The organism is Saccharopolyspora sp. NPDC002376, assembly GCF_053593195.1.
In genome coordinates, this window is the sequence record NZ_JBSFBZ010000069.1 from 1 (window position 1) to 24423 (window position 24423).

The 24423-nt window shown below is 68.0% G+C and carries 23 protein-coding genes; 5 read left to right on the forward strand and 18 right to left on the reverse strand.

Features of this window, described 5'->3' with window-relative positions:
* The first annotated feature begins 296 nt into the window (after positions 1 to 296).
* Positions 297 to 596, forward strand: a complete 300-nt coding sequence (locus tag ACWCO2_RS31960; RefSeq protein WP_450131514.1) for a hypothetical protein — start codon at positions 297 to 299, stop codon at positions 594 to 596.
* On the opposite strand, the gene ACWCO2_RS31965 is transcribed toward ACWCO2_RS31960, so the two are convergent.
* Genes ACWCO2_RS31965 through ACWCO2_RS31975 form a run of 3 tightly spaced genes read right to left on the reverse strand, consistent with a single transcriptional unit; the run spans position 546 to position 3846 of the window.
* Positions 546 to 1577 carry a dihydrodipicolinate synthase family protein gene (locus ACWCO2_RS31965; RefSeq protein ID WP_450131515.1) on the reverse strand — a complete coding sequence of 344 codons (1032 nt, stop codon included), beginning with the start codon at positions 1575 to 1577 and terminating at the stop codon, positions 546 to 548. The genes ACWCO2_RS31960 and ACWCO2_RS31965 overlap by 51 nt on opposite strands.
* A complete protein-coding gene (locus ACWCO2_RS31970; protein WP_450131516.1) occupies positions 1577 to 2641 on the reverse strand; it encodes an NAD-dependent epimerase/dehydratase family protein in 1065 nt (354 codons plus the stop codon). The genes ACWCO2_RS31965 and ACWCO2_RS31970 overlap by 1 nt, the downstream gene beginning before the upstream one ends.
* Entirely contained in the window at positions 2638 to 3846 is a 1209-nt protein-coding gene (locus ACWCO2_RS31975; protein WP_450131517.1) for an Nramp family divalent metal transporter, read from the reverse strand. The genes ACWCO2_RS31970 and ACWCO2_RS31975 overlap by 4 nt, the downstream gene beginning before the upstream one ends.
* A 170-nt stretch (positions 3847 to 4016) precedes the next feature.
* Between ACWCO2_RS31975 and ACWCO2_RS31980 the strand changes: the two genes are divergently transcribed.
* Positions 4017 to 5030: a LacI family DNA-binding transcriptional regulator gene (locus tag ACWCO2_RS31980; RefSeq protein ID WP_450131518.1), complete on the forward strand. Its 1014-nt coding sequence runs from the start codon at positions 4017 to 4019 to the stop codon at positions 5028 to 5030.
* A 37-nt stretch (positions 5031 to 5067) separates the two neighbouring features.
* On the opposite strand, the gene ACWCO2_RS31985 is transcribed toward ACWCO2_RS31980, so the two are convergent.
* The 3 genes from ACWCO2_RS31985 to ACWCO2_RS31995 form a co-directional block, all read right to left on the reverse strand.
* On the reverse strand, positions 5068 to 5580 hold the full coding sequence (locus ACWCO2_RS31985; protein ID WP_450131519.1) for a hypothetical protein: 513 nt from the start codon (positions 5578 to 5580) through the stop codon (positions 5068 to 5070).
* Position 5581: 1 nt separating this feature from the next.
* Positions 5582 to 5800, reverse strand: a complete 219-nt coding sequence (locus ACWCO2_RS31990) for a hypothetical protein (RefSeq protein WP_450131520.1) — start codon at positions 5798 to 5800, stop codon at positions 5582 to 5584.
* Between the two features lie 130 nt (positions 5801 to 5930).
* Positions 5931 to 6704, reverse strand: coding sequence for an IclR family transcriptional regulator (locus ACWCO2_RS31995; RefSeq protein ID WP_450131521.1), 774 nt, complete (start codon positions 6702 to 6704; stop codon positions 5931 to 5933).
* A 286-nt stretch (positions 6705 to 6990) separates the two neighbouring features.
* On the opposite strand from ACWCO2_RS31995, the gene ACWCO2_RS32000 reads away from it, so the two are divergent.
* Complete coding sequence (locus ACWCO2_RS32000) at positions 6991 to 8319, forward strand: aspartate aminotransferase family protein (protein ID WP_450131522.1); 1329 nt, start codon at positions 6991 to 6993, stop codon at positions 8317 to 8319.
* 95 nt (positions 8320 to 8414) lie between these two features.
* Here ACWCO2_RS32000 and ACWCO2_RS32005 read toward each other — a convergent pair whose 3' ends face one another.
* The 4 genes from ACWCO2_RS32005 to ACWCO2_RS32020 all read right to left on the reverse strand — a co-directional run bounded on the left by ACWCO2_RS32005 (position 8415) and on the right by ACWCO2_RS32020 (position 11915).
* Positions 8415 to 9929: a M81 family metallopeptidase gene (locus ACWCO2_RS32005; protein ID WP_450131523.1), complete on the reverse strand. Its 1515-nt coding sequence runs from the start codon at positions 9927 to 9929 to the stop codon at positions 8415 to 8417.
* Between the two features lie 45 nt (positions 9930 to 9974).
* Positions 9975 to 10442, reverse strand: a complete 468-nt coding sequence (locus ACWCO2_RS32010; RefSeq protein WP_450131524.1) for a RidA family protein — start codon at positions 10440 to 10442, stop codon at positions 9975 to 9977.
* A 76-nt stretch (positions 10443 to 10518) separates the two neighbouring features.
* Positions 10519 to 11097 (reverse strand): FG-GAP repeat domain-containing protein, encoded by a 579-nt coding sequence (locus tag ACWCO2_RS32015; protein ID WP_450131525.1) that lies wholly within the window; start codon positions 11095 to 11097, stop codon positions 10519 to 10521.
* 449 nt (positions 11098 to 11546) lie between these two features.
* Positions 11547 to 11915 carry a creatininase family protein gene (locus ACWCO2_RS32020; RefSeq protein ID WP_450131526.1) on the reverse strand — a complete coding sequence of 123 codons (369 nt, stop codon included), beginning with the start codon at positions 11913 to 11915 and terminating at the stop codon, positions 11547 to 11549.
* 572 nt (positions 11916 to 12487) lie between these two features.
* Here ACWCO2_RS32020 and ACWCO2_RS32025 point away from each other — a divergent pair.
* Positions 12488 to 13675, forward strand: coding sequence for an amino acid deaminase (locus ACWCO2_RS32025; protein WP_450131527.1), 1188 nt, complete (start codon positions 12488 to 12490; stop codon positions 13673 to 13675).
* On the opposite strand, the gene ACWCO2_RS32030 is transcribed toward ACWCO2_RS32025, so the two are convergent.
* Positions 13625 to 14221: an IclR family transcriptional regulator domain-containing protein gene (locus tag ACWCO2_RS32030; protein ID WP_450131528.1), complete on the reverse strand. Its 597-nt coding sequence runs from the start codon at positions 14219 to 14221 to the stop codon at positions 13625 to 13627. The genes ACWCO2_RS32025 and ACWCO2_RS32030 overlap by 51 nt on opposite strands.
* Positions 14222 to 14461: 240 nt before the next feature.
* On the opposite strand from ACWCO2_RS32030, the gene ACWCO2_RS32035 reads away from it, so the two are divergent.
* On the forward strand, positions 14462 to 16060 hold the full coding sequence (locus ACWCO2_RS32035) for an N-acyl-D-amino-acid deacylase family protein (RefSeq protein ID WP_450131529.1): 1599 nt from the start codon (positions 14462 to 14464) through the stop codon (positions 16058 to 16060).
* A 20-nt stretch (positions 16061 to 16080) separates the two neighbouring features.
* On the opposite strand, the gene ACWCO2_RS32040 is transcribed toward ACWCO2_RS32035, so the two are convergent.
* The 7 genes from ACWCO2_RS32040 to ACWCO2_RS32070 form a co-directional block, all read right to left on the reverse strand.
* Positions 16081 to 17910, reverse strand: a complete 1830-nt coding sequence (locus ACWCO2_RS32040) for a right-handed parallel beta-helix repeat-containing protein (RefSeq protein ID WP_450131530.1) — start codon at positions 17908 to 17910, stop codon at positions 16081 to 16083.
* 78 nt (positions 17911 to 17988) lie between these two features.
* Entirely contained in the window at positions 17989 to 20232 is a 2244-nt protein-coding gene (locus ACWCO2_RS32045; protein ID WP_450131531.1) for a heparinase II/III domain-containing protein, read from the reverse strand.
* Between the two features lie 60 nt (positions 20233 to 20292).
* Positions 20293 to 21156 carry a fumarylacetoacetate hydrolase family protein gene (locus ACWCO2_RS32050; protein ID WP_450131532.1) on the reverse strand — a complete coding sequence of 288 codons (864 nt, stop codon included), beginning with the start codon at positions 21154 to 21156 and terminating at the stop codon, positions 20293 to 20295.
* Complete coding sequence (locus ACWCO2_RS32055) at positions 21153 to 21905, reverse strand: NAD-dependent epimerase/dehydratase family protein (RefSeq protein ID WP_450131533.1); 753 nt, start codon at positions 21903 to 21905, stop codon at positions 21153 to 21155. The genes ACWCO2_RS32050 and ACWCO2_RS32055 overlap by 4 nt, the downstream gene beginning before the upstream one ends.
* The gene (locus ACWCO2_RS32060; protein ID WP_450131534.1) at positions 21902 to 22708 is read right to left on the reverse strand and encodes an SMP-30/gluconolactonase/LRE family protein; all 807 of its coding nucleotides are present in this window, start codon (positions 22706 to 22708) and stop codon (positions 21902 to 21904) included. Before ACWCO2_RS32060 ends, ACWCO2_RS32055 begins: the two co-directional genes overlap by 4 nt.
* Entirely contained in the window at positions 22705 to 23469 is a 765-nt protein-coding gene (locus ACWCO2_RS32065; RefSeq protein WP_450131535.1) for a carbohydrate ABC transporter permease, read from the reverse strand. Before ACWCO2_RS32065 ends, ACWCO2_RS32060 begins: the two co-directional genes overlap by 4 nt.
* Positions 23470 to 23528: 59 nt before the next feature.
* A complete protein-coding gene (locus tag ACWCO2_RS32070) occupies positions 23529 to 24371 on the reverse strand; it encodes a carbohydrate ABC transporter permease (protein ID WP_450131536.1) in 843 nt (280 codons plus the stop codon).
* Positions 24372 to 24423 lie beyond the last annotated feature (52 nt).

A 24423-nucleotide genomic window follows, 5' to 3' on the forward strand; every position in this document is an offset into this window, starting at 1 on the left:
AACACACTAGTCGTCCTCTTCCCAGGACGCATCCCACTCAACTGAAATAAACAAATAAACTCATCCGTGGCTTACACGGAAATCATGACAGAGCCCGGTCAACCGGTCAATAAGTCGATCCGCGGCCGCTGAGGAACAACTTCTTGCTGAACTCGTTAAGTCCCAACGGGACTCGCACACGTCCTCGGCCACCTGCGAAGGCTTTCGCTCCGCGTGCGGTCTTTACCGAACCCGAATACCACCAGATCCAGCACATCCACGCCGAAGCCCGCACTCGCGGCATCGAGGTGGCGATCGTGGTCGATGTCATCCACGTCCTCGAACACCTCTGGAAGGCCGCCTGGTGCTTCTACGACGAGGCCGACCCCGCCGCCGAAACCTGGGTGCACACCCAAGCCCAAGCCGTGTTCGAAGGCCACGCCACCCGGGTCGCCGGCACCATCCGGGCCACCGCCACCCGCCGCCGTGGCCCGCCTCCCTCGTCCGCCTTGCGGCTCATCCACCACCATCCCCGCTCGCGACGACAGCCCTATCCGCGCAACCTCTTACCGCAGCCAATCCTCGGCGTGCGCGGCGATGAACGTCTCGTCGAGTAGCTCCGGGTACCGGCTCCGGACCTGTGCGATGAGCTCGGCCTGACCCGGTGAGAGCAGGTCCGGGCCGAGGCACGCGGCGGTGGCGATCAACCCCTGCTGGCGCAGCACCTCGTTGACACCCGGCACACAGCCCGCGAAGGCGTTGGCGACGTCGAACACGGCGGCGTTGATCTCCACCAACGCCGCGGCCTCGGCGAGCAGATCGAGGGACGCCACACCCGCCGCGGTGGCCTCCCGCACCCGGGCGAGGAGGGAAACGGCGGCCCGGGTGCCCACTGCCCACTGCCCCAAAAGCCCACCGGTGGCCCGAACCTCGCGACGTTCGCCACCGACCTGCCGCCGGTGGGGCGTGAGGAGGTCATGGACGATCGCGTCGTCGTTGCCGGTGAGCACCGTGACCTCGGACCATCGGTCGTGCTCGAGGAGGGTCTGGATGACGTCGCCGGTGCGGTACCGGTCGAACGGCGCGGTCTTGACGGCCACCACGGACGGCAGATCGAACAACGCGCGCCAATAATCCCGGCCCAGCCGTCGACCGCCGACGGATTCCTGGAGGTAGAACCCGATCGTGGGGAGCACGTCGCCCACGGCACGCGCGCGCTCCAGCAACGCGGCCTCACTGACTTCTGCCATTCCCCACGGACACAGCAGCACAGCGTGGTAGCCCAGTTCGCGGGCGAGTTCGGCCTCCACCACGGCTTCTCGGAGATCCCCGGCCACACCGGCCACCAGCATCCGCGCGCCATCGGCCGCGGCGGCCTCCTGCGCCGCCAGCCGCCACACCTGAGCGAGCAGGCCGCGGTCGTGGTGCAACTCGAACTGAGTGGTGTGTACCCCCACGGCGATGCCGTCGGCACCGGCGGCGAGGTAGTAGCGCGTGAGGGCACGTTGCGCCCGCAGATCCACGGCACCGTCGCCATCCAGGGCCAGTGGGTGCGCGGGAATGACAGCGCCGGACCGCAACGTCACGCCGAGGTCCATCAGAAGTTTCCTTCGCGCTGCTGGAACTTCGTGGCCTTGCCGAGCTGCCGGCCGCCCCCGCCGACCCACTCGGCCACCCATCTCACGAGCCGTCGCAAAGGGACGGTGGGATATCCGTAACGCTCATGGCACTCGGCCGCGTCGTTGATCAACGCATCCTCGGACTCGGTGCCCACGAAGGCGACATCGGTACCCATGTCCTGCGCCAGCCACGTGGCGAGACGGCGCACCGAAACGGTCTCGGGGCCGGTCGCGTTGAGAATGTGCGGCGCAGCAGCAGCCAGTTCCACGCTGCGCAAGGACCATGCTGCGACATCGCCCTGCCACGCGACGTTGACGGCGGGCATCGTCACATCCACCTGCTCACCGGCGGCGATCTTCACCGCGAGGTCCGCCACGACGCCGTAGCGCAGTTCACAGGCGTAGTTGAGCCGGAAGATCGTCGCCGGGGTGCCCCAGGTGTGTGCGGCATGGGTGAAGATCCGCTCGCGGGCCAAACAGGACTGGGCGTACTCACCGACCGGGCCCGGTGGATCGGTCTCGAGTGACCCGCCATGTGACAGAGGTGTGAGCGGGTACACGTTACCGGTGGAGTACACCACCGACGGAACACCGCGGTAGCGGTCGGCGACCATGGCGGGGATCGCCACATTGGACCACCATGTCTTGTGCTCGGCACCCGTCGTGCCGAACTTCATGGCGGCCAGGAAAAGCAGGGCGGCCGCGTCAGGCAGGTCGCGGTAACAGGCCGATTCCGCGAGGTCGGCCGTATGGACCTCGATACCCGCCGCACGCAGACCCTCGGCCACCGTGTGATCCGAGAAGCGCGAGACAGCGACGACCTTCGCGGTCGAACCGACGGCATCGAGGGCACGGCGCGCCATCCGCGCCATGGTGGGGCCGATCTTTCCGCCCGCGCCCAGGAGGACGATGTCGCCGCCCACCGCGGCGAGAGCCTCCCCGACTCCGGGCAGGGGACGGGAGAGCAGATCGTCCAAAGCGGCCTCATCCTGCGGAGCCGCCGCAGGTACCTGGACCGGTGGGGTCAGGGTGGGTGCGATCACGAGAAGTTCCTCACGTAGGAGACGGCGAGCAGGATAAGGAAAGCGAAACCGGCGACAGCGAGAATCATCTGGAAAGGACCGATGGCGAGGGCGCCGCGGGACTTGTGCCGGCCCAGCAGGACCAGAACCACACCGATGGCCGGAGCGGCGAAGATCGTGACCGCTTGAGCTGTGAGGATGAGCTGGACGGGGATCCCGCCGAAAACGATCGCAAGAACACCGCCGAGCACCATCACGACGGTGATGCACACCTTGACGAACGTCGACCGCAGACCGCCCTCCTCTTTACCGGCCGCCCCGGCAAGCATGGCGCCGCCGATGGTCGCGTTGCCGACAAGGGAGGAGAAGGCGGCCGCCCACAGCCCCACTGCGAACAGCACCGACGCCCAGCGGCCCACGGCCGGCTCCAGGATCGTGGCCATGTCCGCGGGAGAGGACACGGTGACACCGTGGGGGTTCAGGACCGCGGCCGCGGCGACCATGATGACGAGGGACAGAACACCGAGCGCCAGCGTGCCGATCGTGGCGTCTCGGCGCGCCATCGCGTAATCGCCGGGTCCCCATCCCTTCTCACGCACGAGCTGGATCTGGTAGAAGGCCCCGACCACCGAGAACGTGGTGGCGACGGCACCGACGACGAGCGCCGAGGAGCCCAACGGCAGCAACGGAACGAATCCGGCCACCATCGCACCCAGGTCGGGTTGGGCGACGATCGCGGTGACCACGAAGATCACCAGCATCACGAGGATGATCGCGACCATGACACGCTCGAGGTTCTTGTAGAGCGACGGCAGCCACAGGAACCCGATCGCCAACGCCGTGAACAGCGCGGCGAACAACGCGACATCGCCGCCGAGGAGCACCTGGCTCGCGGCACCGGTGGCCACGGAGTTGGCGGCCTGGAAGGACGTGGTGACCAGAAAGGCGCCCAGGGCGACGGCAACCGCGATGCCCCGGCCGAAGCGGGCGGCGACCGTGCCGACCGGGCCACGATCGGTCGACAGCCCGATGCGCACCGAGAGATCCACGAAGCAGAGCATGAGGATGGTCGCGAGGACCGGGGCCCAGAGGACGTCGTAGCTGAACCGGGCTCCAATCGAACTCGCCGTCGTGATGGACCCGGGTCCGAAGACCAGCGCGGCCGTGACGAACGCGGGTCCGAGCCTGCCCCGTCCCCGGGTGGTTGGAGCCTCGGTAGTCTTCATGAGAAAACCTTTTCTTCCAATATTCGGACGAACCTAGGCGTAACCGGAAGCGCCGTCAAGGTTTCCGAATGCCACGGTTCACGCGAGAGCCTCGCGCTACGGCGAGAGCCCACGTACCCGGGAAAGCCCGGTGAAGGCCTGCCGGGCCGTCATCCCGTAGCCTGCGGTTCATGGCCGCCAACCTCCGGGACGTCGCGCGCCGCGCCGACGTTTCGGTCCCTACCGCCTCTCGCGTGCTGTCCGGAGCCGACTATCCCGTCGGCGCCGATCTGCGCACCCGGGTGGAGCGGGCGGCGCGGGAACTCGACTACGTGCCGAACGCTCAGGCACAAACGCTCCTGCAGGGCAATGCCGGTACGGTCGGCGTTCTTGCCGGGGACGTCGGAGACCCGTACTTCTCCGAGATCATCAACGGCATCCACGCTGTGGCCACCGCCCGGAAACTGCTCGTGACGATCTGCAACAGCAACCGCGACGTGGCCCGCGAGCTGGAGTACTTTCGCCTCCTGCAAGCACATCGCACCGGAATCGTGATCATCGCCGGGTCCGAATTGGCCGACGAGACCTACAAGCGCGGCATGGCGGCACGAAGCCGCTCGTTCCAGGCCGGCGGAGGACGCGTGATCGCCGTCGGCAACCCCTTTCTCGAAGCCGATCACGTGCTCGTCGACAACGTCGCGGGCGGCCGCGCCCTGGGCGAGCACCTTCTCGCGTTCGAGCATCGAGAGATCGGTGTGGTGGCTGGTGACGCGAAGGTTCTCTCCACTGTGGACCGGATCGCGGGTCTGCGCGCGGCGATCGAGAACGCGGGAGGCGTGGTGCACGTGCGATACGGCAGTGCCAGCCGGGACGGCGGATACATCGGCGCGCAGGAGCTGCTGAAGGACCACCCCGAGATCACCGCGGTCGTAGGCTCTGCCGACCAGATGGCGATCGGAGCGATGGCATTCCTGCGGCAGGCCGGCAGGACTGTTCCCGGTGACCTCTCGATCGCCGGTTTCAACGACATCGCCGGTTGCGAGGATGTCGTACCGGCACTGACCAGTGTCCGCCTGCCGCTGCGGGAGATGGGTGCCGCCGCACTGGAACTTGCGACAACACCGGCACCACCCGCCAAGCCCCTGGAGCGCCAGTTGAGCACCGAGCTGATCGTGCGCGGCTCCACCGGGCCGGCACGACGCTGAGCGAGCACTCACCCGGCCACCAGTCGAGACCTCGGCTTCACCAGTCGTGGACCGTCCCGTCGAGCAGCCGGTTCACGGGCAGGTACGCCCTCGTGTAGGGATACCTCGCCGCCACGTCTTCGTCGAGGTGGACACCCAGACCTGACAGCGCCGACCAGCGGGCGAACCATCCGCGGATATCGGCCTCGATCCTTTCCATCGCGTCCTCGGCGAGCGCGATCGGCTCGCCGTCCAGCAGGACCCTGCTGAACAACGGGACCTGCCCCGCACCGTGTTCGCCGAGCACCCAGGCCCGCACCCGCGACGTGGCGACACCGAGTTCGCGCGCCACCACCATGGGCAGCCGGGCGCTGTCATTGAGGCTGTAGCCCAGAATGCGCTCGGGGCGTAGCGAAGTGGCGCGGCGAAGGCACTCGGCCATGATGTCGACCGGGTTGGTCAGCAACTGCACCACCCCGCCCTCAGCGGCGCATCGTTCCAGTACGGGCGCCAGCCCGCTCAACAGATCCCAGCTGGCCGCGAGGAAATCGCCCCTGCCACCGGTCGGCACCTCAGGCACCGAGCCTGGACGAAGCATGGCCCGACCGTAGGCGGCGTACCACCACAGCACTGTCGAGCTCAGTCCGGTCGTGACGCGGCTCGCGGTAGATCACCACGGCCGCCGTGGGGTCACCGTGGCGGCTGTCCAGGACCTCAGCCGGAAACGGCAGCAACGCCACCCGGAACAGGAAAACGAGGTTCAGGACGAGCAGCGTTGCGTCGGCCCACACGATGCGACGGAAGAACTTGATGATGGATCCGCGACAACCTGGCGACGCCCCAGAAGCTCAGCGCGAACGCCAGGAATTCCGGGACCAGACCGAGCGGTCCCTGCGTGAGCTGGTCCCCGCGGTCCCCGCGTCACGCCTGCATCTTGCGAGACAACACGCGTGCGACGCTGCGCAACTGCTTCACAACGTTGGGCACCTCGTCGCGTGGCAGCCGGTCCGCCGGAGCGCTCACGCTGATCGCCGCAGGGAACGCGATGTCGTCCACAAGAACGGCGACGCAGCGCCCGGCACGCTGATTCTCGGCGTCGTCGAGTCCGAATCCCTGAGCACGCGTTCGATCGAGGTCAGCCAGAATCTCGTCCGGCTCGGTGACGGTCGCTTCCGTGAAACGGGGCATGCCTGCCGCATCCAGGATCATGCGGACGCGATCGTCGGGCAGCGCCGCGCACATCGCCTTGCCGAGAGCCGTGCAGTGGACATAACCACGCTCTCCGACCCGTGCCGCCAGGCGCATGATGTGCGGCGATTCGACGACCACCGTGTGAACGACCTGGCTGCCGTCCAGAATCCCGAGATTCGTCGTTTCCCCAAGTTGGTCCCGCAGTTTCTCCAGCGCGGGACGAGCGAGTGCGGACAGGCGCTCCACGTTCCGGGTGTGCTGCGGGCGGAATGCCACGCCGAGCCGGTACGAACTCCCGTTGGGCTCGCGCTCGATGTAATGCCGCGCTTCCAAGGCCGTGAGGTAGCGAAACGCCGAGCTCTTCGGGAGATTGGCCGACGCGGCGATCTCGGACAACGAGACCCCGGCCGACGCGTTGGCGAGCGTGTCAAGGATGTCGCACACGCGGTCGACAGCCCGGAGTGGGTAGCTCGTCGATCCGGTATCGGCCTCTGCCGCTGTCATGGGGAACCCCCGTCCATGCCACTGCCCGAGTGGTTTTCGCAGGATGGTCGTTTTCGAAAAATGGTACGGCATTTTTGCCAGCCGAAAAGCCGCGTCTCACCAAGGTCGATGTCTGCCCCGTACTCGCGCGAGATCACTTCCCCCGTCGCCTCCCCACCGCCACCCGGACGGCGGGCCTCCGCTGGATTGACCACGTCAACGTGCAGAGATAGTCTGCCACTGTATGGAACAGTAGTTCCAGTCATAAAAACGGGAGAGGTTCACCGACTCGAGGGAGGCCAGGAAGATGGCGATCAGTGCGTGGCCGGCATCCGAGCAGGCCTGGCAGCGTACGAAGGCCTCGCTTGGGGGCGGCGTCTCGACCGGGTTGCGCGCCTCGATGAAGCCTCACCCCCTGTTCTTCCAGGGAGGAGCAGGATCGCGCCTCACCGACCTGGACGGCCACAACTACCTGGATTACGTCCTGGGTTGGGGACCGGTCATCCTCGGCCACGGGCATCCGGCGCTCACCGCCGCGGTAAGCGCCCAGCTTCCGTTGGGAGCGACCTACGGGTCCGGTCACCTGCTGGAGGCCGAGGTCGCCGAAAAGGTTCTGGCCCGGATCCCGGGCACCGAAAGGGTGCTGTGGAGCAACACCGGGTCGGAGGCGGCCCAGGTCGCACTGCGTCTCGCCAGGGGCGTCACGGGCAGGCGGCGGTTCATCAAGTTCGGCGGGCACTACCACGGATGGTCCGACGCCATGCTGGTCGCGTACCGACCGGGTCCCGACGGCTCCCTCGGACTGGGCAGCAAGGGCCAGAACCCAGCGGTTCTCGACGATCTGAGCATCGTGCCGTGGGGCGACGCGGCCGCAGCCGCCGAGTTGCTCGCCTCCCCCGAGGCCGACATCGCAGCCGTCTTCCTCGAGCCTGTGTTGTGCAACTCCGGCGTGCTGGAGCCACCGACTGGCTTTCTGGAACGTCTGCGGGAGCTCTGCGACGCGACCGGCGCGGTGCTCATCTTCGACGAGGTGATCACGGGCTTCCGGATCGACTCTGGCGGCGCGGTGACCCGCTATCGCGTCACGCCCGATCTCGTCGTGCTCGCCAAGGCCATCGCCGGCGGTTACCCACTCGCCGCCGTCGCGGGGCGTGCCGACATCATCGACCAGACGACCAACGGAATCGTGCACGCAGGCACGTACAACGGAAACCCGGTCGTACTCGCCGCAGCGGGCGCGACCCTGGACGAACTTGCCCGGCCCGGCGTGTACGACGACTTTGAGCGGCGGGGCAAGGCGCTGGCCGACGGCATGCGCGCCGCGCTCGCTCGGCACGGCGTCCCGGCGACGGTCAACCAGACCGGCCCCGTCGTGCAATGTATCGCTGGGGTCGAGTCGAGCTGCACCTTCGACGACTTCCTTGCAGCGGACCAGGAATTCTACGACCGACTCACCGTCGAGATGCTGCGACGCGGAGTGTTCACTCTCCCAGGTGGACGGTGGTACCTCTCGACGTCGCATACCGACGCCGACGTCGAGGACACCGTTGCCGTCATCGACGAGGCTTTGGGGGCGACCCTCAGCCAAGGCCCGGGCCCGGTTTCCAGCCGGGCCTCAGACCGGCGCACACGCTGACGAGGAATGTCTCGACAGAATGACACCTGCCGCTCCGGAAATCCCCGGGGCAGCAGGTTGTCCAGACGAGGTGTCGCAGCGACGATTGCGACACGTCACCCGCACTGGGAGGGCATACCCGGCTGATAGGTGGTCTCTGGCTCGTACGGATACATAGGTCGACGTCGGTGCGCGTACGTGAACTCCGCCACCGAGACCCGCGTGATGCCGGGCGTGTCGACGACGACGAAATCACCGCACACATCGGCGTAACCGGCACGAGGCCCGTTTACTCCCTTGGCCACGATCGCCCGGAAGGACGTCGGGTCCAGCCCCACAGCGCGCAGTTGGTTCGGCGTGATGGGCTGCACCAGCTTGGACGTCAGCACGACGGTGATGTCCCTGTCGGTCCGCAGCGCCACCATGGGTCCGGAGTCGAAGTATCGCCGGCCGCCGTGTGCCATCCTCGGTTCCTCGTACCGTCCGTCCGAACGTCCCACGAGCACCGCGTCGAGTGGCACCGGCCTGCCGACCTGATCCTGCTTACGGCCACCGACGCGGACCCGGACACGCTCGCCGAGCGCCATCCCGGCGAGGCTCTCCACCGTCTCGGGGTCGAGAAGCACTGTGACCAGACCCCCGGTGCCCCGCCGCAACGCCTCTTCGAGCAGAACGGTGGAATCGCCCGGGCCTCCCCCGCCGACGTTGTCTCCCACGTCCAGCATCAGAAGTGGCTTGCCTGCGGTGTGAGTGGCGACCTGCGACAGCGCATCGTCGATACCGACCCCGCCGCCCTGGAGTCGTTCCCGTGCGGCCCACACGCGCCCGGCCATCGTGCGTGCGACGTGCGCGGCAGCATCCTGACCATCACGGTGGGCGGCGATCACGGACATGCCCATCTGCGGAACGTCGGCGTAGGGGAACCCCTCGACAACGCTCACGTCCAGCACACCGTCGGACTGTTCCAGCTCGCGGGCGAGTGCGAGCAGTCTCGCCATGGGTTCCTCGCGGGTGTCCTGGCGCGTGATTGCCACCACGAGGGGTAGCTGCTCGAGCGCCAGGCCGGGCCGATGGCCGGTGCGGATGATCTCCAGCACGCGCTCGCGGCACTCGATGCCCCGCTCGCGTGCGTCGACGTGGGGGTTGGTCTGGTACGGCAGCAGGACGTCGACCGTTTCTACCAGCCGGGGGTCGACGTTGGCGTGCATGTCGACGACCACGCCGATCGGCACGTCCGGCCCGACGACGGCACGGACCCGCGCCGCCGTCTCCGCGTCCGCATCGGGCCTGCCCTCGGCCACCGCAGCGCCGTGCAGTCCAAGCAGAACGCCGTCCACCGGGCCGGCCGCGGCCAGGCGGTCGACCATCTCACCGACGATGGCGTCGAAGGCCTCGGCGGTGATCGCGCCGCACGGGTTGATCCACGCGGCCAGTAGCGGGATCAGTTCGGCGGGCTCGCCGTCCTGTGGGGCGAGGAAACCGGCGAACGTCGCCTGCGACTCCCCGTAATGATCGACCAGTTCTTGCCCACGGTGGATACCACCGTCCTCATAGGTCGCGAGGTCCGCTGGAACGGTGGAGAACGTGTTGGTCTCGTGTCCCAGCCCCAGCACTGCCAGTCGTACAGTCATCGACTCCCGATCTTTCGTTCTCGACAAACGGCCGTGACCCGAAGGTCACGACCGCAGTTTCGCCGTGAGCTCCACCTCAACGGGCACGCCGAGCGGCAGGCTCGCCACGCCAACTGCGGCCCGAGCGTGCCGACCGGACTCACCGAATACCTCCACGAGCAGTCGGCTGGCGCCGTCGGCGACAGTGGGGTGGCCGCTGAAAGAATCAACGGCGTTGACGAACACGGTGACCTTGATGATCCGTTCGACGACATCGAGACTGCCGAACTCGGCGACGATCCGGTGCAAGGCGTTCGCGGCGCAGATGCGTGCCTCCTCCGCAGCCTGTTCGGACGTGACGGTGTGGCCGACCTTGCCCGTTAGCGGTTCCCGGTCACCGTCGAACGCCACCTGGCCGGAGACGAACACCGTCCCGTCGTCCACGACGCATTGCTCCACGGCGACGTGGCGAGGACCGGCCACTGGAGAATTGGGTGATAAGGCGCCGAGCCGTTCGATTGCGGTACTGGTCACGTGTCACCTTTCATTGCTGCAAAGCAGCCTTGGACTGGGCTGCGCTCACGGGTGTTTCAGCGGATCATCACGGTGGTTACAGGCCGACCTTCACCGTCTCGCCTGCATTGGCGTATCGGACGACGCGCTTTTGTTCAGGAGCGGGCCCGATCACTTCGACCTCGACCAGCGCAGCAAGTCCGAGACCGACATGCTGGACGCGGAGCGCGCCCCCGCCGTAGCTCTCGGTCGAGAGGACCTGACGGCTGAAAATCGGTGCAGCTCCGCGCTTTGGGTCCCGGAGCCGATAGACATTGACCGTCGCACCGAGCGCATTGTGGTCCGGTGTGACCTCGACGTCGATGAAGCGTCCCGCCTCGCTGGTCGTGTTCTGCCAGTACCGCGACGGCAGTTCCGGGAACCATTCGGCGGCGAACATGTCGATCAGGCCGTCCTGGTTGAAGTCGGCGTTGACGCCGGTCGGCCAGTAGCGCAGCAGACCGGCGTTCTCCCACTGCGAGGTCTCCGGTGTCGGCGTCCGTTCGTCGAGCAACCCATGGGGGGTGGCGAACTGCGGCACCCCATCGACGAGGCCTTCGTGGCGGAAGATCGCGGGTTTCGTGCCGTCGGCTACCGATACGCCGGTGACCAGGTCCAGCCAGCCGTCGTTGTCCATGTCGGCGAGCGTGGTCGGGCGAGATCTGGGTGGCTCCCCTGTCGCCGAACCGGAAGAACTTGTCCCACGCCAGTTCCTGGTAGAACCCGCCGACATACAGGTCGGGCCAGCCGTCGTCGTTGACATCACCGGCTGCCGCAGTGTGAGCGAAAAATCCCAGGAGCGGATCGCAAAGCCCACGCTCCTCTGTCTTCTCGCTCACCGAGATCTGCCCTCGGCCGGGTGGTCCGGGTGGGACACCCAAATCGGGTTCCGACGGTGGCCGACACCGCTGTCGCGAGCAGACAACCGGCGACGACGACCGCGAGGCCACGGGGACGGGACGACATCACTCCTCCTGACGGCTGGAAGGACAGATCTCGACTGTTCCATTGAATGGAATCGAAGTTCCAATTAATACAGTGACGGTTGTTCCACAGGATGTCAATGTCGCGCCGGAAATGTTCCGGCTACTGAAATGACGGACTTTCCGTCGTGGCCGGGTCACCGACGAATCGACGACAGAATTCGATGGAGCGGGACAGCGCCGCTGACAGGATTCGTTTTCCGAGATCGATGCTCGCCCTACTCGGATCGCCGTATACACCGTCAGCGGTCAACTCGTCGAACCGGACGGCGATGTCGACGTAGCCGTGGGCCGCCGACAGCGGATCAACCGGTCGATGCCTGCCCGGCCCGGTGATGCGCTCAGGCCGGACGAGTTCGGACGCCAGCACCATGGCGAGCGACGTCTCCAGTTCACAGGCATGCCCGTACTGCGGATTGCCATCCGGATCATTAAACGCGCAAGACCCGAGGGCCTTGGCCGCATCCTGCACGGCGCAGCCATGCCAGGCGCACTTCGGCTGTCTGTCCACTTTGCCCGTGGGTGGTGCTACTCGCGGGGTCGCCGTCGTCGGCGCCGCGAAGGAACCACAGGGGGTCCGTCGTCGACGGTAGGGGTTATCGGAGTTTCCGCAGAGCACGGTGGCGCGAGCGTCCTGGGTGACCTGGTCGGCAGCACACTCTGTGCCCGCACCGCGGCGGTCAACCCGGGGTGCAGTCGAGGTAGTCGTGCCCGTCGACGTCGGCCAGGCAGGCCACGGCTGCCCCGGAAAATGAACGGATGCGGCTTCAGCGCGGCACCCAAGCCGGTCGACACACCTCGCGGCAGCGAGACGTGAGTGCGCTGCCAGGACTCGCGGGACGCCGGCCGCGACGCGGTCGGCGTTGCACGTAACCCCTTGCGCCTGGACAACTAGTGTCCCATGGCACGGAACACCAATTCCATTGACTGGTCGATTACTATCGCTGAATGGATCGGTCGACAACGCGGCTCCAAGTTCACCAGACCCTGGCACCCCGAACCACCGACCCTCTTCCCCGCTTCCGCAGCCTTCCGGACCCGACGGTGTCCGCGGAGGCCATCGCAAACCAAGGTTGGCGCCTGACGGATCTGCTCCTGCCCGCGCTGACACTGCGGGCGAGCGCACTAGAGCACAACATCGCCCTACATGCCGAGTGGTGCAGCCGGGTCGGCGTCTCCCAGGCCCCGCACGCCAAGACCCACCTCTCCCCCGAGATCATCCGGCTCCAGCTCGAGTCGGAAGCATGGGGCATGACGGCGGCATCCGTACACCAGGCGCGGTTCCTTGCCGCCCTGGGGGTACGCCGGATCATCCTCGCCCAAGAGATCGTGGATTCCGCGAACATTCGCGCTCTAGTGCAACTCGCGCACGCGCAGCCCGGGCTGACGGTGCTACCCCTCGTGGATTCAGTCGACGGAGTAGCCCTGCTGGATCGCCGGCTCCACGAGTCTGGGGCCGGCCGGCCGGTTCCGGTGCTGGCCGAGCTGGGGGTGCCCGGCGGACGCACAGGAGCCCGCGAGGAGGGCGAACTAGACGCGGTCGCGAAGGCGGTGCACGACGCGCGCCTTCTCGTGCTCGCCGGCATCGAGGGCTTCGAAGGGGTACTCCCCGTCGGCCGGGACGCCGCCTCGGTGCGGCAGGTGGACGACTACCTCACCCGGTTGTCGGCAGCGGTCGTGCGTCTGGATTCCCACGGCCTGTTCGGGGAGGTCTCGGAGATCGTGTTGACGGCGGGCGGATCGGTGTTCCCCGATCGCGTGGCCGCCCTTCGTCGGCCGCAGCTGAGTCGCCCGCTCCGCGTGGTGGTGCGGTCGGGCGGCACGGTGACCCACGACCACGGCCCGGGCGCGAGCATGCCCCCACTCGCCCCGGAACGCGACCACGCCGCCGGGGCACTGCGTCCCGCGCTCGATCTGTGGGCTGCCGTGGTGTCCACACCGGAACCCGGGCTCGCCCTCGCCAACTTCGGCAAACGCGACGCCCCGTACGACGCCCACCTGCCGGTCGTGCTCGGCGTGACGCGCGGCGGACGGCCGGTGCCCGGCGTGGAGGCGGTCGTGGAGAAGCTGAACGACCAGCACGGTTACCTGCGCCATGACGGCCGGTTGCGGGTGGGCGACGTCCTGCGGCTGGGGCCCTGCCACCCCTGCACCGCGTTCGACAAGTGGACGCTCATCCCGCTACTCGACGACGAGGATCTCGTCATAGGCGCGGTGACCACATGGTTCTGATCCGCTCCGGCCGCCGGGACACACTCCCCGGCGCGAGTCAACGCATCTGCCCGGACAGGGTTGTCGCCACCTTCTCGGCGGGAAACAGGATCTCCGGGACGAGCACCGCGACGCACCGACCCGACAGTCGGTGCTCCCCTCCTCCAGCCCGTATCCCTCGATGCGCGTGTGTTCCAGCTCTGCTGGGTACGCCTCCGGCTCGGTCAGAGTCGTCGCGGTGAACCGCGGCATCCCCGTGGCGACGAGGGTCGACCGGATTCTGCGCTCCGGCAACAACATGCAGATCACCTTGCCCGGTGCCGTGCTGTGCACGTAGCCCCGATCGCCGGCACGGGCGGCGAGCCGCATCATGTGCGGTGACTCGACGAGGACCGCGTGCACGAGGTAGTAGGCACCGCTGCGCTGGTCGCGCTCGACGTAGTGCCTGCTCTCTAGCGTGGCGCGGTAAAGGAACGCCGAACTCTTCGGCAGTCCCGTCGCGTCGGCCAGCGCCGACAGCGATACTCCGGCGGCTGCATTCGCGAGCGTGTCAAGGATGTCGCACATGCGGTCCACCGCTCGCAGGGGAACGCGGGGGCCTGTGCGGGTCTCAGCGGATGCCATTCGTCTCTCGTCTTACAGGTCGCCTGGGACGCGATCGCACACCATGCATCCGACGCCGGTTGCCGCCAGGACCGCGACACTGCTAGCGTGCCAATGAGTGGAAACTCTTTTCCATTTCTTGCGCGGCTGTGCCCCAAGGCGACCACATCCGTAGTGTCGCCACCTTCACCGAGGAGAACGCACATGGAGGCGGACCTCGTGTTCCGTCGGGCAACCGTCATCGACGGCACCGGCACCGATCCCTTCGTCGGAGAAGTGGCTGTCTCCGGCGATCGACTGGTTCACGTCGGAAAGCCCACCGGAGTGAGGGCTTCGCGCGTGATCGACCTCGAAGGCCTAGTGCTGTGCCCAGGTTTCATCGACATCCACACGCACTCGGACGTCAGCCTCCTGCTCGACCCGGCAGGCGAGAGCAAAGTGCGGCAGGGAGTCACCACCGAGGTCGTCGGCAACTGCGGTTTCTCACCGTTCCCGCTCGCGCCGGGCCGCCTGGACCTGCACGCCGACCACCTCGCCCGCATCGGAGACGATCCGGTGGACCTGACGTGGCACGATATCGACGGCTACGCGGGCCGGCTGGCGGCCGACCCGCCCGCCATAAACGTGGCCACGCTCGTAGGGCACGGCACAGTGCGCGTCGCCGTGATGGGCGTCGATCAGCGGCCGCCCACCACAGAGGAACTGCGGCGGATGCGCCAACTCGTCCACACGAGCCTGAGCCAGGGCGCGTTCGGCCTGTCGACCGGGTTGACCCACATCCCTTCTGGCTACGGCGATCCCGAGGAGATCCGCCAGCTCGTGTCCGTGGTGGCCGAGCACGGCGCGCTCTACGCCACCCATTGCCGCGACACCGCCGGACCGGGCTTCCCCGCCGTCGAGGAAGCGATCACGACCGCCCGCGCCGCGGGCGCCCGGCTTCAGTTCTCCCACGCGGCGATCAACGAACCCGCCAAGTGGGGGCGTGCCGCGGAGGTCGTCGCGATGTTCCAGGACGCCGCATCCTCCGGGCTGGACGTGTGGTTCGACGTCTACCCCTACGACGCCTCGTCGTCCTCGCTCACCCAGTACCTCCCGCCCTGGGTACAGGCCGGCGGCACCGACGTCATGCGCCGGTTGCTCGCCGACCCCGGGCAACGTCGCCGGGCGGAACGCGAACTGGCCGCCGGGTGGATGAACCGAATCCCCTGGCACTGGGACCGCGTCATCATCAGCCGATCCGGGCCGGGAAGCGAGCACTACGTCGGGTTGTCCCTGGAGGCCGCCGCCGCGCTCGCCGGTACCGACCCGGTGTCCTTCACGCTCGACCTGTGCCTGCGACATGGCAACAGCGTCCAGGTGGTCTTGTTCTACCGGACCGAGGCCGACATGAGGACGTTTCTGGCGCACCGGTTGTCCGTCGTCGGTTCGGACGGCTCGGCCGTACCCATGGACCAGCGCGGGCTCAAGCCGCACCCGCGTGGCTTCGGGACGTTCCCCCGGGTTCTCGGCCGCTACGTGCGCGAGCACGGGATCCTGACACTGGCCCAGGCGGTGCACAAGATGACGGGTGCTGTCGCGGACCGGCTCCGGCTGCCGGACCGGGGCATCCTCCAGCCGGGCCGATACGCCGACCTCGTCGTGTTCGACCCGGACACCGTGATCGATCACGCGACGTTCACTGCCCCCGCGCGGACACCGGAAGGCATCGTGCTCGTGATGGTCAACGGATCGGCCGTGGTGGAGGACGGGCGGCAGACCTCGGCACGGCCGGGGCGACTCTTGCGAGCGAACAGCACCGGCTGACCGGGTACCGCCGATGCCGGTCAGGCGATCGGCTCGAACGCCAGCCCCTGGAACCGCACCGGTGCTGAGGAGACGGTCACCGACGCCGCGGTGTCCAGTTCGAGTACGAAGTCCACACCGGACCTCGCCGCTCCGCTGTTCAAGACGACTCTCGCCGGCAGATCGCCACCATCGGTGCCGGCTCCGCCCACGACGACGTTCATGCCTGGAGGCATGCTCCGCCAGTCGTAGCTGCCGCCGGCCCGCAGGACGGCACGCGGGCTCCCGGCCTGCATGTCCACCAGAACCGCGACGGTGCTGGTGTCCAGCGCGCCGAAGCCCGCGGATGGCGAGCCAACCCGCCACGCGGGCCGCAGGGCGGTGTCGAGCAGGATGTCCCCGGCCTTTTGCTGCAGCGGGCCGCTCACCGGTGCCTCGTCCTTGAATACCGGGAGGAACTCCATTCGGCTGAACGGCGGATCGTGGCGGACGCCTGAAAGATCGTTGTCGCCGATCTGCCACGACTGGTTCGTGGTCACGGCGTTGATGAAGTAGTCCACCTGCTGGGTGGGCGCATCAGCCACGACGACGTTGTCCCGAACCACCGCCCCGTGCACACCCCACGCGTCACCGCGAACGACCGCCGTGGTGGTGCCGTCCGCCGCCGGGGCCGCGTTGCGAATCGTGTTGCCCGCGATGAGCGTGTCGAAGGCGCCGTAGTACAGGGTGATGGCGTTGATGCCGAAGTCCTCGATCGTGTTGTCCAGAATTTGGGTCTGCTCTGTCCCGTAGAGCTGGATGGCACCGATCGACGGGTGCACGCCGCCGAAACCGCGGATGTGATTGTTGCGCACGACGACGTTCCGGGTCCGAGCGGCTGCTCCCTTCACCACGATGCCGTAACCGCCGGGGCGCCCGTTGCCCTGGATGATCGTGTTGTGCTCGACCACGACGTCCTGGGTGACGGGCTCGGCGACGTAGTTCGAGGCGTTGGCCACCAAAATCCCGAAGTAGCAGTTCTCGATGTAATTGCCACGGAAGACGACCTGCTCCGCACCGTGCGTGTCCAGCCCCTCCCACCGGGGGTTGTTCACGAACCGGCAGTTCTCGACGGTGAGTCCGCGCGTCCACCGTTGTTGGCCACCACCTCGGACTGAGGCCCCGGTGGCCAGGGTGTAGCAGTTGGGCGCGGTCTGCGTAGTGAGGGTGTCGAACGTGCTGTCCCGCACGATGACGTCCGTGCAGTCGGGCAACACCATGAACATGCTGTAGGTGCAGCGGTAGAAGTGGCACCCGGTCGCGGTGATCCGGTCCGTGTTCTGCACGCGCACACCGTAGGCGCCCGCGATCTCGGTGACGCCGACTCCGGTGAGTTCCACGTCGGCGGCGTACCGGATCCGGATGCCGTCCTTGCTCGCTGTGAAGGCGCCGTCCGAGGCCGCGCCGTTGCGCACCGAGAGGTGGCGGACCCCGGCTTTGCTGACCGATTGCGCGTCGGTGCCTTCCACGGCGAGTACCGCCTGCGCACCGAGCAGCGGGGCGTCGACGAGGTGCGTGAGTTCGGCACCCGCTCCTTCCAGCACCACACCACTGGACAGGCGCACCGTGCGGTCGATCGAGTACGTGCCCGGGGGAAGGTACACCGTGCCGCCGCCCGCGGCGGCGGCATCATCGATGGCCTGCTGGATGTCCTGCGCCGAGCCGTGGGGCGGGACGGCCCATCGACGCCCTTCGGCGACGCCCACGCCGGGGAACGCCGCGGAGACAGCACCGAGTGCCGTCCCGGCGACGGTGCCGCGGAGCAGGGTGCGCCGGTCGAGGCGGCCGGAACAGGATGGATACGACTCGCCGGTGTGCTCGAATCCGTTCATGCTGATGCGTCCTCTCAGGAAGGTGGTGATCCGGCGGATGCGGGGGTGAGCGGTAATACGGACTGGGCGTGAACACGGTCAGGAGATCTGGAGCACCCACTGGCCGCGAGAGGGCACGATGACGGTGGCGCGGCCGCACTGGTCATGGCCCAACGCCACGGTGATCGCGTGGGTGTCACCGGCGCGGCGCAGGGACGCGGTCCGCCCGGGACGATCGAGCCGCGTGAAGACTCGCCCGGCGCCGTGAGCGAGGACATCGATCTTTACCGGTGCCTGCTCTCCCCCGTGGCACATGGCCTCCGCGAGCACGACCTTCCCATCGGCACCCAGCGGCGCGTCGGAGCCGCGGCTGCCCGTCGCCCACCAGGCCGCCGCCGATAGGCGCCCGCCCTGTCGGCGCCACCAGCAACCGCGGGTGACCGTGTCAACGGTATCGCCGGGCAGAGTCAGCACGATGCTCTGCTGGTCCCGGGCCCTGTCCAACCGGTGCCGCTCGGTCGAGGGAGGCAGGACAACGGTGACCACGCCGTCGTGGCCGCCGTAGTGCACCAACGTGGAGATCCGGCCCTGAACAGGCATCGGCACACCCTCCGGTGACAGAGACGGCAGGGTGCTCGGGCCGCCGTCGACGGGGTCGACGCGCGTGGCGAGCGAGCACACCACGACGTTGTTGGCCGATTCCCAAGCGAATCCGTCGTCGACCGGCCGCCACGGCGTGGTGCCGTGGATCAGAGCCATCCATTGCTCGTCGCCGTCCACAGTGTCCTCGATCACCCAGTACCCGTCGTGGCTGCCGGAGGGCCGGACGAGGGCCGCCACACGCTGGTGGCGGGCACCCCAACCGTGGTGGTGTGCGGTCACCACGTCGATCACACGCCCCTCATGCGTCACGTCGACCGTGGCTTCCCGGTCACGCGCGATGTCCCGGCTCAGCACCACGGTGGAATGCGATCGCGCATGCTGGTACCAGGAGCGGTACTCGGGGCTGTCGTAACTCCAGGGACCCCCGGCCTCCCACACCAACGGGGCACCATCGCCCCACAGCACGACGTCGAGCGCACTTCGGTGGCTGTGCGACTCGAGTTCGTGATCGACGTGTGGCCCGGCGTTGATCGCCCAGTACAGGTCCCCGGGAGCTGATCCGCTCCGCCCGACCACGTAGCCGCTGTCGCGAAGGCGGACCAGCGTCGCGCTCGTCGCGGACGGTGCGTCCGCGACGGACGGCTCAGGTCGCCGCCATGCGGACGCCACCCGGTGGAGGGTGTCCCGGCCACCGGGCAGGCGCGCGAGAGCCTGCCCGAGCTCGACGTCGCCGGTAAGGACGAAGGCCGTGGCGGTAGAGCGTCCGATGTGGACAAGCGCACTGTCCTGGAACGGCGGTACCCATCCCTCGGGTGTCGCCATGGCGACAAGCCACCGGTGCATCGCCACGAGCCGTTCACGGGCGTCGACACCGGCGATCGAGGGCGGAAGAGCGTCCAGGCTCGCTACGCGGTTCAGCCAATCGGTGCACATCCGGTGGTAGCTCGGTGATCGTTCGACGTGCCCGCCATCGCGATGGACGTCGATCCGCAGGTGCTCGGCGATGCGTTCGTGCGCGACGACGAGCCATGCGGGCGACTCGGCGAACCCGTCGAACACGGTCGCCAGGATTGCCAGCGCGCACGCGCCGACGAACTGCCAGTTCCCGTGCCGAAAGTAGGTGTGCTCCTCCGCGAGCCACCGCCCAGAGGCCAGGATCGTGGCGTACACGCGGCAGCGGGTGCCCGGCGAGATGTCCGTGCCGAACGTGTCGAGGGCGTCCAGGCACAGCTTGCTGCGCAGCGAGACACCGAGCGTGTACCAGACCACGTCCAGGCCGGGCCAATCACCGCGGACCTTCTCCCGCGAGGCGTACCACTGCTCGAAGATGTCGCACCAGTGTTCCGCCCACTGCCGGGCAGCGGCAGGGTCCTCGGCCAACGCCGCGGCCCGCAACAGTGGACGGGTCCACTCCAGGTAGTGGAACCCGTACAGGGCCGACCGACCACGGGAGCGGTCCGTGAAGTCGTGCGTGCCCGTCAGCGCGGCGGCAGCCTCGGCCACGCCTGGCGGTGCGAGCCCCGCGGCGACCTCGTCACGGACCGTGGGAACCAGTCGTCGCCCCGATCGGCGTGCGGACGCGTCGAGGACGCGTGCCACCGCGAGCGCATCCGGTTCTGTCACCGGGTCGATCTCGGGAGGGTCCACCAGCGCGTCGACCAATCCGCGATACGTCACGTGGACCATGCGGGACGGGTGGACGTGGGGTGGGGATTCGATGAAGGGCGACTGCTCGGACACGAGATCGGACTCCTTCGCCGTCATGGTGGCCGTCCGGGATGGCCGCGGAGGCGGAAACCGTCAAACGATCGCGGCCTCCACGCGTTGGCGCTGCTCGCCCAGGCCGGACGCGGTCAGGTGCAACTCGTCGCCCGGCTTCAGGAAACGCTGCGGGCTCATCCCGAACCCGACTCCGGCGGGCGTCCCGGTCAGCAACACATCACCCGGCTCCAGCACCGTGAACTGGCTGACGTGGTGGATCAGGAAGGGAATGTCGAAGATCATGTCGGCCGTCGTGCCGTCCTGCACGACGTCCCCGTTCAGCCGGGTCCGCAGAGCGATGCCGTCACGGGGGTCAGGCAGTTCGTCCGGGGTGACCAGCCAGGGTCCGAGCGGGCAGAAGGTCTCGGCCGACTTCCCCTTGAACCATTGGCCACCGCGCTCCAACTGCAGGGTGCGTTCGGACACGTCGTTGGCCAGGCACCACCCGGCGATGCACCGCGAGGCCGCGGCCGGGTCCGAAAGGTACCGGGCTTCGGAGCCGATGATGACTGCCAGTTCGACCTCCCAGTCCGCTGTGGCGGCTCCCGGCGGAAGCCTGATCGCGTCGTCCGGCCCGCACACCGATCCGGCCCACTTGGAGAACACGATGGGCTCCGCCGGTGGCGGGGTGTTGGACTCGGCCGCGTGGTCGGCGTAGTTGAGCCCGATCGCCACCACCTGTCCGGGCCGGGCAACCGGCGCGCCGACGCGGACGCCGCGCGGCCGCTTCGACACGTCGAGGTCGTCCGAAGCGGCGAGGTCGGACAGTCGCCGCAATCCGTTGTCCGCCCAGAACGCGGGGGTGAGGTCTCCCCACGCCGTGGGCAGGAACGCGACGTGGTCCTCGTCGAGGACGAGGGCCGGGCGCTCCTCGCCTGGACTGCCGATGCGTGCGATCTTCATGGCGCCTCCTCTGTCGCTGTCGTGTGTTCCTCGGGCGAACCGGCGCGCGCGGAGCCCGGCCGCCAGCCCCACAGCTGCAGGGCTTTTCCGGTGTTGCAGATCCGTCCCGTCGTGTCGCCGCTGATGGCGACGGCGTCGAATCCCGAGCCGGTGTCGGCGGCGGCGGCCAGGACAGCACGGGCGGTGTCGGTGGCCGACGTCGAAGGGTCGGGCTGTGTCTGTCTGGGCCACTCGTCGTCGGCCGTCGGCAGCACGAGTCGCAACGCGATCACGCGCATCCCGGTGGCCACGGCCGCCGTCTCGGCGACGACCTCACCCAGGCGCTTGCTCAAGCCGTAGAAGTCCACCGCGTCCGGCACCTCAGCCTCGGCCGGCCAGGGCAGCCGCTCCGAGCGCAAATTGAACACCGACATCGAACTGGCCACCACAGCCTTGGGTACACCGGCTTCCGCGGCGGCCCGCAGTGCCGCGTAGAGGGAGACCACCGAGGCGTGCAGGTGGCGGACGGCATTGTCCGGCTCTCCCCACCCCTCAAGCCGTCCCATGGCGAAGTGGCAAAGCACGTCCTTTCCCGTGCTCAGCCGCCGGACCGTCTCGTGGTCACAGGCGTCGCCGGCGTGGTACACCACACCGGGCACAGGACGCTCGGGCGTGCGAAGGTCCAGCACCTCCACCTCGGCCGCGGCGGCGAGGGTGGGCAGGATCAGCGAACCGACCTTTCCCGTACCGCCCACGACAAGCAGCTTCATCGATCTCCTCCCTTATGGGGAATCAGGTCAGCGCGCAACCACTGCACGCCCGGCGGTCCACTGAACGTGACGAGGACGTCGTTTCCGTCCCGCCCACCGACCGCCACGTTGGTGCAGTCCCGGCCTCGCAGGGGGACCAGTGTGGCGTGGCCGGTTGCCGGGTCGACGACGTGCAACGTCCCGGTTCCGTGGACCGTGACGAGCACCCGGCCGTCCCGCGCGAGTGCGATACCGTCCGCGAGCCCCTCGTCGAATCGACAGACCTCCCGCCAGGCGTCCGTGGCGCCACCGAGCACGTCGGCAAGGTCGGCGGCGAGCAGCCGCCGATCCGTGCTCTCGGTGAGGTAGAGCGTGAAAGTCACGTCGTCGTAGGCGATGCCGTTCGTGGTACCCATCCGGCCGCCGAGTGTCCGCCGCGCCGGCCCGGCGAGCTCGACCAGCCAGAGCCTGCCCGTGCCGGAGGCCCAGTCCGGGTCGGTGCACACCACCCGGTCGTCGCCGATCACGACGAGATCGTTGGGCTGGTGCATGCGGGCATCACGGCACAGCAGCCGGGAAGCGCCGTCCTCGACGTCCACCAAAACGAGGCCATGTCCCACCGGATCCGCCACCAGCACCACCCCGCCCGGAACACGAGCCGCCCCTGCCGCCGCGGCGACGGGGAGGCCAAGGGATTCCCCGGGACTCGGCGCACCTGGACGGATGACGGATACCGCCGCGGGCGTGGTGTGGCAGATCGTGAACGAGCCGTCCGGGTGCGCGACCGGCCCGTCGAACGATGGCGAGGTGCTGTCCGTGGTCAACCCTTGATCGCCCCACTCATCTGGTCGAGGAAATGCCGTTGCATGACAAGGAAGAACGCGAACACCGGCACGAGGGCGATCACCGCACCGGCCGCGGCGGCGCGGGCGTCGGTGCCGAACGTGCCCGCGAGGTAGGCGAGTCCCAGGGAAACCGGGAACTTCTCCTCGCTGCGCATCATCACCAGCGGCCAGGCGAAGCTGTTCCAGATGCTGATGAAACCGAAGATCGCGACGACGGCCAGGGTCGGCCGCACCTGAGGCAGCAGAATCCGCCAGAACATCCGGACTTCACCGGCCCCGTCGATCCGCGCGCTGTCTACGAGCTCCTGGGGAATCGCGGCGAACGCCTGTCGCAACAGGAACACGCCGGAGGCCGTGAACACGCTCGACAGCACCAGACCGGCGTAGGTGTCGACCAAACCCAGTTCCGATACCACGAGGAACCGAGGTATCAGCATTACCTCACCGGGGAGGAAGAGCGTGGAGAGAATGGCACCAAAGATCAACTTCTGCCCGCGGAACCGGTAGCGCGCCAGCGCGTGCCCCGCGCACGCGGAGACCATCAGGTACAAGGGGATGGTCAGCACCACGATGAGCACGGAGTTGGCAAGGTACCGCCCGAACGGCACCGCCGACCACGCGCGTTCCAGGGTGTCGGTCGAGGGCGGCGTGGGGATCAGTTCGGGCGGGTAGCTGTAGACCGCCTGCTCGGGGCTCTTCAGCGCGTTCGACAGCAGGATGAGGAACGGGCCGAGGAACACGGCGGCGATCGCGATGAGGGCCCCGTACCGGGCGGTGGCGGTGGCCAGGCGGCGGGCGCTCATGAGATGCCCATTCGGTGCCGTCCGAGCCGGTAGAAGGCGAAGGCGAGCACGACGAGCAACAGCCACAGGACCATAGCGATGGCACTGGCGTAGCCGAAGTCGTAGTTCTCGAACGCCTCGGACCAAATGTGGTAGCCCAGCGTCGTGCTGGCGCCCTGCGGGCCGCCACCGGTCAGCACGTAGATCGATGCGAACGACTGGAACGAGCCGATGGTGCCGAGCAACGCGCACACCGCGAGGAACGGCATCATGAGCGGCACAAGGATATGGACGAACCGTCGCCAGAAGCCCGCGCCGTCCAAGTGGGCGGATTCGAGCACCTCTCGGGGCACCGCCTGGAGACCGGCGAGCAGGATCATCATGTAGTAGCCCATGCCCTGCCACCCCTCCACGAACGCCACGGCGGGCAGCGCCCAGGTGCCGTCCAGCAGCCAGTCGATGGGCTGGCTCAGGATTCCGGTCTCCAGGAGCAACCAGTTCAACAGTCCGTCGCGGTGGAACAGGAAGCTCCACGCAATGCCGATCGCGACCATCGAGGTCACCACCGGCAGGTAGTAGGCCAGCCGGAAGAACGTGATCCCCTTGATCTTCTGGTTGACCAGCATCGCCAGTAGCAACGGGAGCACTGTCGACATCGGCAGCGTGATGATCAGGAAGACGACGGAGTTGCGCAGCGCCTGCCAAAACCGTGGGTCGTCGGCGAGGCGCACGAAGTTCTCGATGCCCACGAACTCCGGTGGGGACAGAAAGTCGTAGTCGTAAAGGGACAGCTGAATGGCCGTGGCAGCCGGCCACAAGAAAAAGACGAGGAAGAAGACGACGCTCGGAGCGACGAACACGTACGGCGCCCACCGTCGGTGACCGGCGGATCGCGGGCGTCCCTCTCGTTCT

Excerpts from the sequence above, each read along its gene's own strand:
- ACWCO2_RS31965 (WP_450131515.1), bottom strand. The coding sequence starts at position 1,577 with ATGGACCTCGGCGTGACGTTGCGGTCCGGCGCTGTCATTCCCGCGCAC.
- ACWCO2_RS31975 (WP_450131517.1), bottom strand. The coding sequence starts at position 3,846 with ATGAAGACTACCGAGGCTCCAACCACCCGGGGACGGGGCAGGCTCGGA.
- ACWCO2_RS31980 (WP_450131518.1), top strand. The coding sequence starts at position 4,017 with ATGGCCGCCAACCTCCGGGACGTCGCGCGCCGCGCCGACGTTTCGGTC.
- ACWCO2_RS31995 (WP_450131521.1), bottom strand. The coding sequence starts at position 6,704 with ATGACAGCGGCAGAGGCCGATACCGGATCGACGAGCTACCCACTCCGG.
- ACWCO2_RS32000 (WP_450131522.1), top strand. The coding sequence starts at position 6,991 with ATGGCGATCAGTGCGTGGCCGGCATCCGAGCAGGCCTGGCAGCGTACG.
- ACWCO2_RS32005 (WP_450131523.1), bottom strand. The coding sequence starts at position 9,929 with ATGACTGTACGACTGGCAGTGCTGGGGCTGGGACACGAGACCAACACG.
- ACWCO2_RS32015 (WP_450131525.1), bottom strand. The coding sequence starts at position 11,097 with ATGGACAACGACGGCTGGCTGGACCTGGTCACCGGCGTATCGGTAGCC.
- ACWCO2_RS32030 (WP_450131528.1), bottom strand. The coding sequence starts at position 14,221 with ATGTGCGACATCCTTGACACGCTCGCGAATGCAGCCGCCGGAGTATCG.
- ACWCO2_RS32035 (WP_450131529.1), top strand. The coding sequence starts at position 14,462 with ATGGAGGCGGACCTCGTGTTCCGTCGGGCAACCGTCATCGACGGCACC.
- ACWCO2_RS32040 (WP_450131530.1), bottom strand. The coding sequence starts at position 17,910 with ATGAACGGATTCGAGCACACCGGCGAGTCGTATCCATCCTGTTCCGGC.
- ACWCO2_RS32050 (WP_450131532.1), bottom strand. The coding sequence starts at position 21,156 with ATGAAGATCGCACGCATCGGCAGTCCAGGCGAGGAGCGCCCGGCCCTC.
- ACWCO2_RS32055 (WP_450131533.1), bottom strand. The coding sequence starts at position 21,905 with ATGAAGCTGCTTGTCGTGGGCGGTACGGGAAAGGTCGGTTCGCTGATC.